15 protein-coding genes are annotated in these 12092 nt (G+C 65.4%); 8 read left to right on the top strand and 7 right to left on the bottom strand.

All coding sequences use genetic code 11. The annotated features are described in order from the left end of the window. Nucleotides 1-146 precede the first annotated feature (146 nt). The gene (locus tag A5658_RS03330; protein WP_067331106.1) at nt 147-620 is read left to right on the top strand and encodes a lipoprotein LpqH; all 474 of its coding nucleotides are present in this window, start codon (nt 147-149) and stop codon (nt 618-620) included. Between the two features lie 89 nt (nt 621-709). Here A5658_RS03330 and A5658_RS03325 read toward each other — a convergent pair whose 3' ends face one another. The 6 genes from A5658_RS03325 to A5658_RS03310 form a co-directional block, all read right to left on the bottom strand. Further along, complete coding sequence (locus A5658_RS03325; RefSeq protein ID WP_067331104.1) at nt 710-2179, bottom strand: cell wall metabolism sensor histidine kinase WalK; 1470 nt, start codon at nt 2177-2179, stop codon at nt 710-712. Nucleotides 2180-2181: 2 nt separating this feature from the next. Then, entirely contained in the window at nt 2182-2886 is a 705-nt protein-coding gene (locus A5658_RS03320) for a response regulator transcription factor (RefSeq protein ID WP_067331196.1), read from the bottom strand. A 113-nt stretch (nt 2887-2999) separates the two neighbouring features. Continuing rightward, nucleotides 3000-3155, bottom strand: a complete 156-nt coding sequence (locus A5658_RS28335; protein ID WP_197503027.1) for a hypothetical protein — start codon at nt 3153-3155, stop codon at nt 3000-3002. Between the two features lie 37 nt (nt 3156-3192). Continuing rightward, on the bottom strand, nt 3193-3348 hold the full coding sequence (locus A5658_RS28330; RefSeq protein WP_231997194.1) for a DUF6131 family protein: 156 nt from the start codon (nt 3346-3348) through the stop codon (nt 3193-3195). After that, entirely contained in the window at nt 3345-3602 is a 258-nt protein-coding gene (locus A5658_RS28635; protein ID WP_067331102.1) for a hypothetical protein, read from the bottom strand. The genes A5658_RS28330 and A5658_RS28635 overlap by 4 nt, the downstream gene beginning before the upstream one ends. Nucleotides 3603-3820: 218 nt before the next feature. Further along, nucleotides 3821-4753 (bottom strand): class I SAM-dependent methyltransferase, encoded by a 933-nt coding sequence (locus A5658_RS03310; protein WP_067331100.1) that lies wholly within the window; start codon nt 4751-4753, stop codon nt 3821-3823. A gap of 123 nt (nt 4754-4876) precedes the next feature. Between A5658_RS03310 and A5658_RS03305 the strand changes: the two genes are divergently transcribed. Both A5658_RS03305 and A5658_RS03300 read left to right on the top strand, forming a co-directional pair. Further along, nucleotides 4877-5863, top strand: coding sequence for a phosphotransferase family protein (locus A5658_RS03305; protein ID WP_067331192.1), 987 nt, complete (start codon nt 4877-4879; stop codon nt 5861-5863). Next, complete coding sequence (locus A5658_RS03300) at nt 5860-7038, top strand: acyl-CoA dehydrogenase family protein (protein ID WP_067331097.1); 1179 nt, start codon at nt 5860-5862, stop codon at nt 7036-7038. The genes A5658_RS03305 and A5658_RS03300 overlap by 4 nt, the downstream gene beginning before the upstream one ends. 4 nt (nt 7039-7042) lie before the next feature. Here the strand turns inward: A5658_RS03300 and A5658_RS03295 are convergent, their stop codons facing one another. Next, entirely contained in the window at nt 7043-7396 is a 354-nt protein-coding gene (locus A5658_RS03295) for an STAS domain-containing protein (RefSeq protein WP_082992920.1), read from the bottom strand. Nucleotides 7397-7556: 160 nt separating this feature from the next. Here A5658_RS03295 and A5658_RS03290 point away from each other — a divergent pair, with 160 nt between their 5' ends. From A5658_RS03290 to A5658_RS03270, 5 genes are read left to right on the top strand one after another with little or no spacing between them, the layout of a single operon-like run. Next, the gene (locus A5658_RS03290; protein WP_067331094.1) at nt 7557-8462 is read left to right on the top strand and encodes an STAS domain-containing protein; all 906 of its coding nucleotides are present in this window, start codon (nt 7557-7559) and stop codon (nt 8460-8462) included. 18 nt (nt 8463-8480) lie between these two features. Next, the gene (locus tag A5658_RS03285; protein WP_067331091.1) at nt 8481-8867 is read left to right on the top strand and encodes an STAS domain-containing protein; all 387 of its coding nucleotides are present in this window, start codon (nt 8481-8483) and stop codon (nt 8865-8867) included. Then, nucleotides 8857-9267: an ATP-binding protein gene (locus A5658_RS03280; protein WP_067331189.1), complete on the top strand. Its 411-nt coding sequence runs from the start codon at nt 8857-8859 to the stop codon at nt 9265-9267. Before A5658_RS03285 ends, A5658_RS03280 begins: the two co-directional genes overlap by 11 nt. Continuing rightward, nucleotides 9260-9886: a SpoIIE family protein phosphatase gene (locus A5658_RS03275; RefSeq protein WP_067331088.1), complete on the top strand. Its 627-nt coding sequence runs from the start codon at nt 9260-9262 to the stop codon at nt 9884-9886. Before A5658_RS03280 ends, A5658_RS03275 begins: the two co-directional genes overlap by 8 nt. Continuing rightward, on the top strand, nt 9883-12087 hold the full coding sequence (locus tag A5658_RS03270; protein WP_067331085.1) for a SpoIIE family protein phosphatase: 2205 nt from the start codon (nt 9883-9885) through the stop codon (nt 12085-12087). Before A5658_RS03275 ends, A5658_RS03270 begins: the two co-directional genes overlap by 4 nt. The last annotated feature ends 5 nt before the right edge of the window (nt 12088-12092 follow it).

Below are 12092 nucleotides of genomic sequence, written 5' to 3'. Positions count from 1 at the left end.
GGCGTCGGAAGAGACGGATCAGCAAACGTCTGGCGCACCTTCGCTCGTAATTTGCCGAAATCACCAGCCGCCATTTCAGCAAACCTGCATACTGCCGAAACGGCTCGTCATTGCCGACGGGCCGCCACACAACGAAGGAGAACCGGGTGAAGCGTTCAGTGACGGTCGCCGCAGCAGCGCTGGCGATCGTGGGAGTCGGCCTGTCTGGCTGTTCGAGCGACAAGAAGAGCAGCAGCGTGTCATCGAACGGCACCAGTGCAGCGGCGTCCAATGGCACGTCGACAGCGAAGGTCACCATCGACGGCAAAGACCAGAACATCCAGGGCACGGTTGCCTGCACCACCGCTGCCGGCACCGTCAACATCGCCATCGGTGCCGCCTCCACCGGCATCGGCGCGGTGCTGACCGACGCCTCCCCACCGACGGTGAAGTCGGTCGGTCTGGGCAATGTCAACGGAGTGACGCTTGGCTACACGCCCGGCACTCCCGGCGCGGGCAACGCCAGCGCGACCAAGGACGGCAGCAAGTACAAGATCACTGGGACAGCGACCGGGGTGGACATGGCCAACCCGATGCAACCCGTGAGCAAACCGTTCGAAATCGATGTGACCTGCCCCTAGGGGTGGTCTAGCGGTTCGCCGACACGACAGCGACGACCCGGCGTCGCCGTCGTCCGGCGAACCCAAGTTGAGTTAGTACACAAGGTCTTTCACGACTCATCGGAAAGTGACAATCGGACCGTGAAGTCGGTGTGGCCCGGCGCGCTCTGCAACGTGATCGTCCCATGGTGTGCCTTGACCACCGCGGACACGATGGCCAGACCCAGCCCGGTGCTACCGCCCTTGCGGGACCGCGACGTGTCGCCGCGGGCGAATCGCTCGAATACTTCTGACTGCAGCTGCTCCGGAATCCCGGGGCCGTTGTCGCACACGCTCAATACGGCATGCGTGCCGTCGGACTCCAGTCGGGTGGTCACCACCGTGCCTGCTGGGGTGTGGACGCGGGCATTGGCCAGCAGGTTGGTCACCACCTGATGCAGCCGCGCCGCATCGCCGGACACCATCACCGGCTCTTCGGGTAGATCGAGCTCCCATTGGTGGTCCGGGCCGGCGACGTGCGCATCGCTGACCGCGTCGACCGCGACCCGCGAAAGATCGACCGGCTCACGCTCCAGCGGCCGGCCGGAATCGAGGCGAGCGAGCAACAACAGGTCCTCGACGAGGTGCGTCATCCGCTCGGTCTCGGACTGCACGCGGTTCATCGCGTGCGCCACCGCGTCGCTGTCGTCACCGACCCGCTGGGCCAATTCGGTATAGCCACGGATGGCCGCCAGCGGGGTACGCAGCTCGTGACTGGCGTCCGCGACGAATTGCCGCACCCTGGTCTCGCTGGCTTGCCGCGTCGACAACGCCGCGGCGATGTGGTCGAGCATTCGATTGAGCGCGGACCCCAGTTGGCCGACCTCGGTGCGCGGGTTGGCGTCGGACTCCAGCACCCGGACCGGCAGCGCGACTTCGCCGCGGTCCAGCGGCAAATCGACTACCTCACTTGCGGTTTGGGCCACCCGCCGCAACGGCGCCAGTGCGCGCCGGATGATCACGATCCCCGCGGTGATCGCGGCCGCCACCGCGATCACGGTGACGACACCGAAGATCAGCAGGACGCGGATCATCGTCGCGTCCACGTCCGACATCGACACGCCGGTGACCACCACGTCGCCGCTGCGGCGCGCGGTGGCGGCGAGCACGCGATAGCGGCCGAGCCCGTCGAGGTCCCGGGTCACCGGTCGCCGGTCGACCGGCAGCGAAGCCAGCTCCTTGCGCGCGGCATCGGTCAAGGCGGCGCGGCCGCCTGCCGCGGTCAGGTAGCCGGCCTCGATCGCCCCGTTCGGGCTGACCACCGCGCCCACCATGCCGACCGGCTGAGCGGGAGCGTCCAGGAAGACGGGCCCAGGGCCGGGCCGCGGGAACGGTCGCGAGTGGTGCCGCCACGGCGCCATCGGCTCGAGGAATATCCGCACCGATCGTTGCGAGGCGTCGCGCAACGACGTGTCCAGCTGTGCCACCAGGTATTTGTAGAGGGCCAACTCGGTCGCGGCGCCGATGCCGACGCAGACGATGACCAGGATGAGGATCTGACCGACCAGCAGCCTAAACCGAAGCGAGGCGCCCCCGCCCATGACTAGCGGGCCGGCTTGAGGACGTACCCGGCGCCACGCAGCGTGTGAATCATGGGCTCATGCCCGCTGTCGATCTTCTTACGGAGGTAGGAGATATACAGCTCGACGATGTTGGACCGGCCGCCGAAGTCGTAACTCCAGACGCGGTCGAGGATCTGGGCCTTGCTCAGAACCCGCTTGGAGTTACGCATCATGAAGCGCAACAACTCGAATTCTGTGGACGTCAACGAGATTGACTCCCCCGCGCGAGTCACCTCGTGGCTGTCCTCATTGAGCACCAGATCCCCGACCACCAACTGTGCGCCGCTGTCCTCGGTCGTCACGCCGGTGCGCCGCAGCAGGGCGCGCAGGCGGAGCACCACTTCTTCCAAACTGAACGGTTTGGTCACGTAGTCGTCGCCGCCGGCGGTCAGGCCGGCGATGCGATCCTCGAGCGCGTCCTTGGCCGTCAGCAGCAGCACCGGCAGCTGGGGTGTTTCCTCGCGAAGTTTGCGCAACACGTCGAGCCCGCTCATGTCGGGCAGCATCACGTCGAGAACGACCACGTCGGGCCGCTGCGCGCGGGCCGACTCCACGGCCGAGGCCCCGTCACCGGCCGTCGCGATGTTCCAGCCTTCGTAGCGCAAAGCCATCGAGACCATCTCAGCCAGGACGGCTTCGTCGTCGACCACCAGCACGTTGATCGGATTCCCGTCGGCGCGGCGCATCACGACGCGCTCGACAGGGGCTTGGGGTTGGCTCACAACTACCCAGTATGCGCGTGGCGATGAGGGCCTGCTATGCCGCTCCTATGCGCCAGCTGTGAGCCAACCGCGAGGGGCTAGAACCAGACTTTTCGCCCGGCCACCGGTCGTCCGACAGCCCCGAGGACCCACAAGATGACGCCGAGCACGACCAGAATCCACCCGATGGTGATCAGGAGGGGCATCGGAAGCACATAGCCGAGCACGAGAAGAATGATGCCGAGAATAATCATGGTGACTCCTTTTTCTTCAATTGTTGAGAATGAATCGTCAGTACCAATACCGCCTGCCGCCGACCGGGCGACCGACAGAACCGAGAACCCACAACACCGCACCGATCACCAGCAGGATCACGCCGATCGTCTGCAGCACAGCAACTTTGAGGATGTACCCCAATATCAGCAGAAGGATGCCGAGGGCGATCATGACGCCTCCAATCCAGTCAGTTCCAGAGCGGGCATCGAACTTGGTTGCGGTAGATGGCAATCGGTCACCTTCGGGTTGACGCCCGCATAATTCAGGGGTCCCGCCAACACCGTGACCGCGATCGTGCCTAGGGTGGCACAATTTTGCTCGGTGTTTTTCAAATAGTCCCGTTGGAATGCTGCGATAACCCCGATCACCAACCAGACCACCACGATCGAACTGATCAAACCTCCGCCACGCATCCTGGCCTCCATTCTTGGGGCAAAACCGTAGAGCAGAGCTAAGGTACCCATGCCGGTAGACGTCCAAACATTCGGACGCCGGATCTGAGATACCGACAGACAGGGCTAATTCCGGCATCCTCGCCGAGCAGCGGTTTCACGAAGTTGCCGCGTTTGGATGGGTACGTGGGTACTAGAAAGTCACGGCGTCAACGACGCCCTGCGCCAAGCAGTTTCGCAGCGCTAGCAAATCAGGGATGCCGGGCAGAGGTGAACACGACGGGCGGCAGCACATCGTCGGCGGGGATGGTGCGCCCGTGCCGGCCCAGCAGATCGGCCATGCCGATCGACGATGCTTCCCAGCCGCGTGCGCCCAGCCAGTCGACGACCTCGGTGCGCTCCTCCGGATACCAGAGCTCTTCGACATTGGGAATCTCGGCACCGAGCACCTGGGCCGCCGCGGCGCGGAAGCGCGTCGACTGCTCATGCTGGCTGGCGAGCAATTCGGGGTTCACCGCATTCTTCGAGGGGCCGTTGGTGGCCAGTCGGCTGCCCGGCGCGCTGAGCGAGTCGATCCGCTCGAACAGCAGATCCTGCGCCGCCGCGGGCAGGTAGCGCAACAACCCCTCGGCCGACCACATTGTCGGCGCCGATGCATCAAAACCCGCGTCCTGCAACGCTTTCGGCCAGTCTTCGCGCAGATCGACCGCCACGCTCACCAGTCGTGCGGCGGGCTGCGCGCCGTGACGGGCCAGAGCGCCCGACTTGAACTCCAGCACCTTCGCCTGATCCAGCTCGTACACCGTGGTCCCGTCGGGCCATGACAGCCGCCAGGAGCGCGAGTCGAGGCCCGACGCCAAGATCACCACCTGCCGAATGCCGGACGACACCGCGTCGAGGAACAACTCGTCAAACCACTTGGTGCGCACGGCCATAAAGTCGACCATCACCTGCGCGTGGGCACCGAGGTCCGGCGCCAGCTCGGTCAGCGCGGCCGACAGCTTCGGGTCCGACGTCAGGCTCCACATGCCTGGGCCGGCCGCGTCGAGGAATACCTGCGCGAACGGGTCCTGGACCAACGGGTTCTCGCTGACGGTTTCGGCGGCACGGGCGGCGGCCACCCCGAGCGCGGTCGACCCCACACTCTCGGTGATCTCCCAGGAATCGTTGTCGGTCCGCGCCATCCTCGTTCCTCCCTCTGGTAGCCAGCATCGGACACTACGCGGGCCGCCTGTGAGGACGCTTGGCCCAGTAGTAGTTTCACCATCGTGGAGGAGCTCAAAGCCCCGGACGGCCTTGCGGAGTGGATGTCGGCCCAGGGGTTAGGCGATGGCCCCCTTGAAGACGTCGCCAGGATCAGCGGCGGAACACAAAACATCATGCTGCGGTTCACCCGATCAGGGCGGGAGTACGTGCTGCGCCGCGGCCCGGAACATCTGCGTCCGCGAAGCAACGTCGTGATCATGCGCGAGACGGAGGTGTTGGCGGCGCTGGCAGGCAGCGACGTGCCGCATCCGCGCCTGATCGCCAGCTGTGCCGACGTCGATGTGCTCGGCGACGCGGTCTTTTATCTGATGGAACCCGTCGACGGGTTCAACGCCGGCCAGGAATTGCCGCAGTTGCACGCCGGCGACCCGGCCGTGCGCTTCGGAATGGGACTGTCGATGGCCGAGTCGCTGGCCAAGCTGGGCGCGGTGGACTACGAAGCAGTCGGCCTGAGCGACTACGGCAAGCCAGAAGGTTTCCTGGAACGTCAAGTGCCACGCTGGCTTTCGGAGCTGGAGGGCTATCGCGAGTTCGACAACTACCCGGGCCCGGACATCCCGGGCGTCGACGACGTCGCCCGGTGGCTCGATGCCGGCCGGCCGGCGCATTGGACGCCGGGCATCATGCACGGCGACTACCACGCCGCCAACGTGATGTTCTCCCGCACGGGTCCTGAGGTCGTCGCGATCGTCGACTGGGAAATGTCGACGATCGGCGATCCGCTGCTCGACCTCGGCTGGCTGCTGGCCACCTGGGGACAATCGCCGGCATTCGGCGGCCAGCTGTTCGAGCACGACGGGATGGCCACCCAGAGCGACCTGGTCGAGCAGTACGCCCGCAACACCACCCGTGACCTGTCGCATGTCACCTGGTACACCGTGCTGGCGTGTTTCAAGCTCGGCATCGTGCTGGAGGGCACCCATGCCCGTGCCTATGCCGGCAAGGCACCCAGGGAAATCGGCGACCTGCTCCACGCCGCCACCGTCCAACTTTTCGACCAGGCCCTGACACTGATGGACACCCGATGATCGACTTCGACATTCCCGCCGACGTCGCCGCGCTGCGCGACCAGATCCGTGCCTTCGTCAACGACAAGATCGTGCCGTACGAAACCGATCCCCGGCTCACCCGCCACGGCCCCGACGACGGGCTGCGCGCCGAGCTGGTCGGGCTGGCCCGCGATGCCGGCTTGCTGACCTTCCAGGCGCCCAGACGATTTGGTGGCCGGGAGCCGTCGCATCGCGAACAGGCTGTGTTGTTCGAGGCGGCCGGCTGGTCGACGCTGGGCCCGATCGCGCTCAACTGCGCCGCGCCCGACGAGGGCAACATGTTCCTGCTCGGCAAGATCGCCGACGAGGAGCAGATCGAGCAGTTCTTGGTGCCGGTGATCGACGGGCGGCAGCGGTCGGTGTTCGCCATGACCGAACCCGGCGGCGCCGGCTCAGATCCCAACCAGCTCAACACCATTGCCGAATTCTACGGCACCCATTACGCCGTCAACGGCCGCAAGTGGTTGATCACCGGCGCCAACGGCGCGCGAACCTGGATCATCATGGCCCGCGTCGCGCCCAACCCGCACGGTCCCGACGGGCCGACGCTGTTCCTCTGCGAGGGCGACACCCCTGGTATCGAGATCGAGCGGGTGATGAACACGATGGACCGCAATTACGTCGAGGGCCACAGCGTCGTCCGGTTCACCGATCTGCGCCTGCCCGCGTCGGCGGTGCTGGGTGACGTCGGGCAGGCCCTGCGCTATGCCCAGCTGCGGCTGGCGCCGGCGAGGCTGACACACTGCATGCGCTGGCTTGGCGCAGCGTCTCGCGCGCAGTCGATCGCGATCAAGCACGCCCGCGAGCGGACCGCGTTCGGCAAGACGCTCGGTGAGCACCAAGGTGTCGGTTTCATGATCGCCGACAACGAAATCGCTTTGCAGCAATGCCGACTTGCGATTTGGTGGGCGTGCTGGACGCTGGACATGGGCGATCGGGGCACCGGCCGCCACGAAAGCTCGATGGTCAAAGCCTACGTATCCGAGGAGCTGTTCAAGGTCGCCGACCGGTGCGTTCAAATCCTCGGCGGCATAGGCATTTCCGACGAGACGCCGGTGGGGATGATCTTCTCCGACATGCGGGCGTTCCGGCTCTACGACGGCCCGACCGAAGTGCACAAGTACGCGATCGCGCGACAGGTGCTGCGGCCCTAGGCCGTTACTCGGCGGTCGCCCGTAGCGCAGCGTCCAGCGTGGGAAACAGCTCGACGACGTTGTCCAGGCCGGTCAGCTGGATCGGCCTGGAGGCCGCCGGATTGTTCGCTACTACGGCGAGTCGGGTCGAGTCTCCGACCTTTTCGTTGGTGGCCGCCAAGACCCGCAGCCCCACCGAGGCCATGAAGGTCACCTCTGACAATTCGATGGCGAGAACGGCTGGCTGGTGTTCGAGCGCTTCGGTGATCGCCTGCTCAAAGGCCGGCGCGGTGCTCAAATCGATCTCACCGCCAACGCTGACCACGGCGGCGCCTTGTCGATGCGCAACGGAAGTGGTGATCGGGCCCGCAGGTGACAACGGCCATCCTTCGTGTAAAGTCTCGTCGCTTCTGGCGGATCCGGTGCCGACCCAAGCCGCCTGGCAAATTCGGAGAAATCGTACTGCAACCGCGGGCGTCGCGAGGCTCGGTTAGTCTGAGCCCGGCAGCAATACTTGCCGTTCAGATTCGGGAGGTCCGATGTCGGATCAGTCGCCAGAACTTTCGGCAACCAGCGGCGCCGCCCAGGCGTCGGCAGCTTCCGGCGAAGGCTTACTGCTGCCCCAGTTGGTGCAGCACCTCAGGCAAAACCGGACGGTTCTGCGTGAGGAATGGGCCCGCCGAATCACCGAAGCCGAATTGCTCACCGCGATGTCGCCCGAGGAGATCTTCTCCGAGGCGACCACGGTCTACGACAGCTACGTCGAGGTGCTCGAGACCGGAAGCGTTGAAGCGCTCCAGGCCTACGCGCGTGACCTTTCCGAACGCATCATTCCTCGAGGCGTCGAGACCGATGAGGTCGTCGGCATCGTGCTGCTGCTGCGCGACGTGCTCGCCCGGTCGCTCTTCGAGAAGTACCAATCCGACTTCACCATGCTCAACCGGGTGCTCGACGCGTACGAGCCGGCCGCCAACCGGATCGCCAACACCGTCGCGGTGAGCTTCGTACAAGAGCGCGAGCGCATCATCCGGCAGCAGCAAGAGGCCATCCGTGAGCTATCCACCCCAGTTCTGCAGGTGCGCGAGCAGCTGCTGATCCTGCCGATCATCGGCGTCCTCGACAGTCAGCGGGCCCGACAGGTTACCGAGCAACTGCTCCGCGCCATTCGAGCAAACCGGGCGAAGGTCGTCGTCATCGACATCACCGGTGTGCCGACCATCGACTCGACGGTGGCCAACCACTTGGTACAGACCGTGGATGCGTCCGGGTTGATGGGCGCCAGCGTGATCATCACCGGCCTGTCCTCGGAGATTGCGCTGACGCTGGTGACGATCGGATTGGACCTCTCGAAGATGAACGCGGTCGGCGACCTGCAGGGCGGCATCGAAGAGGCCGAGCATCTGCTGGGGTACGAAGTCACTCGCGCGGGCGAGCCGACCTCCTAGAGCCTCCGCAGACACCTCATGCCTGTACCGATCCTGAAACAGGGACAGATCCTGATCGCCACGGTGCAGAACGCGCTGTCCGACTCTGACACCGAGGCGTTCCGGGAGCGGCTGATGGAGCGGGTGACGGAGTATCGAGCGCAAGGCATCGTCGTCGATGTCACCGCGATCGACGTCCTGGATTCCTTCGCCGCCCGGTCATTACAGACCGTTGCGCGCATGACGAATCTGCGCGGCGCCCACACCGTGATCGTGGGCCTGCAGCCCGAGGTGGCCTTCGCCATGGTCCAGCTGGGCATCATCTTCGAAGACATGGACACCGCGCTCGACCTGGAAGAGGGCCTGGCGCTGCTGAATCGGCGTCTGGCCGCCCGAAAACCGGTTGGACGCGCCGGTGACCAGTGACGTCGTCGTCAACGTAGATCACCCTGACGACATCGTCGCCGCCCGCCAAGCCGGTCATCAGCTCGCCCAGGACATGGGTTTCTCGTTGACCGATGTCACGATGATCGCCACCGCGATCTCTGAAGTCGCACGCAACATCACCAGCTACGCCGGCCACGGTGCCATTCGAGTCGCCGTGCAAGACCGCGAGGGCCGGCGAGCGCTGGTGGTGCGGGCCGAAGACGAGGGCCCGGGCATCGCGAATGTCGAAAGAGCGATGGAGGACGGCTTTTCAACTGGCCGCGGGCTGGGACTCGGCTTGCCCGGCGCGCGCAGGTTGATGGACCGGCTGATCGTGCAGTCCACCTCGGGTCAGGGGACGACGGTCGAAATGTGGAAATGGATTCCGGACAATGGCTGAATATGGCCGGCTGGGGCCCATTGATTGGGCCGTCGCGTCGCGCCCGCTGCCGGGCGAGGTTACCAGCGGCGACCGCTCGATTGCGCTCGACGTGAATGGCTCCGGCGCGCTGATCGGCGTGCTGGACGGCCTCGGCCACGGCTCGGATGCCGCCGACGCGGCAGACTGCGGTGTCGGGATTCTCGCCGACGCCCGCGACGAACCGCTCGACGTACTGTTCCAGAGCTGCCACCGTGCGCTGTCGAACACCCGCGGTGCCGCGATAACATTGGCGCGCATCGACTTTCACAAAGACACCGTCAGCTGGATCGGGGTCGGCAACGTCGCCGGCGATCTGGTTGCCAAACATCCCGGCGGCGTCGAGGTGCGTTCATCGGTACGCCTGGCCGGAGGTATCGTCGGATACCGGATGCCCGATGTGCTTGTCCCGCAGGATGTTCCGATTCGCCCCGGCGATCTCCTTGTCTTCGTCAGCGACGGGATCGTCGAAGACCACCTCAACGACATCGACTTTGCGGCACCGACTCTGGCAATCGCCGAGCAGATCCTGGACAACCACGCCAAGGACAACGACGACGCGCTGGTGCTGGCCGCGCGGCACCGAGGTATGTCCGGATGACATCCGACGATTTCGATGCCTGCTATGCCACCGCACTGCGCAGCTACCTGGAGACAGGTAGCGAGGAGGACCTGGCGGTCGGACACGAGCTCGGGCGCCGAGCACTGCGCGACGACATCAGCACGCTGAAGATCGTTGAGCAACACTCTGAGCTGGTACGCCAACTGACACAAGAGATTTCCGCTTTCGACAGCGCACCGGCACTGGCCTTCCTCTTGCAGACTCTTGCGCCGCTCGACATCGCGACGCGCGGCTTTCTCGACGGCACAAAGCGATACGAGGAACAGCGGGCCCGCGCCGAGGACCTCGCCGATCGCGATGTATTCCGCAACGCCGTGGTCAATTCGCTACAGGAGGGCTTTTTCGTCTCCGACGACAGCGGGGCGGTCATCGAGGTCAACGATGCCTTCCGCAAGATCACCGGGTACTCGGCGCAGGGGCTCCCGTACCAGTGGCCGCATCCGTGGCTGGTCGACATCAAGGCAGCAGAGTTTCAACGCTCGCGTCTGCACCGGGAAAGTCAGGTGCAATACGAGACACCGATTCGGCATCACGACGGCCGGCTGGTCTGGGTGGCGGCAAATGTCAATCGCATCCAGGCCGACAACACCGGCGACGTCTATGTGGGGACGCTTCGCGACATCACCGCCGAGCGCGCGTTCGCTGCGCGGGAAAGCGCGGTACTGCGGCTGGCCACCGCGGTCAGCGTGGCCAAGAGCATGTCCGATGTCTTGTCGATCACCCTGGACGAGTGCCGTCTTGCCCTCGACGTGCACCGTGTGGTGGCCGCGGTGTGGCCGACAGAAGGTGCCGAGCCGACCATTCAGGTTGCCGGGGAACGGGGGACGTCGGATTGGCGTCATCTCGATCCGGCGTTGCGGGAGATGTTCGAGCAAGCTCGTCGCCAACTCCCGCTGACCGTCCACCCGATCGAAAGTCCCGACACCCCAGGTCAATCGAGCGGCGTGGTGGCGGTCCTCACCGGCGGCGGTGGTGTTGCGCTGTGGCTCGAGCTCCGAGTCCCCCGGCGGCTCAGCGGCGACGATCGTCTGCTGATCACCGTGCTGGTCGGTCATCTCGGATTGGCGATTCAGCACGTCCGCCAATTCGAGGCGGCCCGTGAAACGTCGCTGACCCTTCAGCACGCGATGCTGGCACCCGCCAAGCTGCCGCCAGGCTTCGCGGTTCGCTACGAGCCGGCGGTCCCGCCGCTCGAAATCGGTGGCGACTGGTATGACGTGCTGCGGACCGGCAACCATCAAATCGGCATCATCGTGGGCGACTGTGTGGGCCGCGGCCTCGCGGCCGCAGCGGTGATGGGTCAGCTTCGCGCCTCCGCACGGGCGCTGCTGCTCACCGGTGCCGAGCCGGCGCGGCTGCTCGAGGAGCTCGACGCGGTCGCCGAGCTGATTCCAGATGCGTTCTGCACTACCGTGTTCCTGGCCGTCCTGAACACCGAGTCCGGCGAACTCTCCTACAGCTGCGCCGGCCATCTACCCGCCGTGCTGGCCGCGCCCGGCAAGGAGCACACGCTGATCACCGATGCGCGATCGGTACCATTAGCCGTGCAGCGCAAGGGTTCTCGTCCGCAGGCGTCGGTGACCTTGGCACCGGGTTCGACGCTGATGCTCTACACCGACGGCCTCGTCGAGCGGCGCGACGTGAGCCTCGACGACGGGATCGCGCACCTGGGCGAAACGGTAGCCGCCGGAACGAACCAGACCGTCGACGACGTCGCCGACGCGGTACTCACCGAACTGGTGCCACCCGACGGCTACGACGACGACATCGCGATCGTCGTCTACCGCCGGCCGTACCCACCGTTGGCGATCCATCGGGTGGTCAACGCCGGTCAACTCGGCGACCTCCGGCACGAGCTCGCGGATTGGCTGAGCGCCGCCGGTGTCGTCGAGCAACGGGCCGCCGACATCGTGCTCGCCGTCAACGAAGCGGTCGCCAACAGCATCGAACACGGCTACCAGGACCGCAAACTGGGAAAGATTCGTCTCAAAGCCGAAAACGACGGCGCGCGAGTACGTATCAAGATCACCGACAAGGGCTCGTGGAAACCGCTGTCCAGCGAACCGGGCACCCGGGGGCGTGGACTACTGCTGATTCGCGCGGTCAGCGACTGGCTCGAAATGGACTGCACGCCAAAGGGAACGACGGTCGACATGAGCTTCAGCCTGAGCAGCGGATGACGCTA

Origin of the sequence: Mycobacterium sp. 1245111.1 (assembly GCF_001673405.1) — a bacterium.
Taxonomy (GTDB): Bacteria; Actinomycetota; Actinomycetes; order Mycobacteriales; family Mycobacteriaceae; genus Mycobacterium.
The sequence above is the reverse complement of the archived record's forward strand: the minus strand, read 5'-3'. Positions and strand labels throughout refer to the sequence as shown.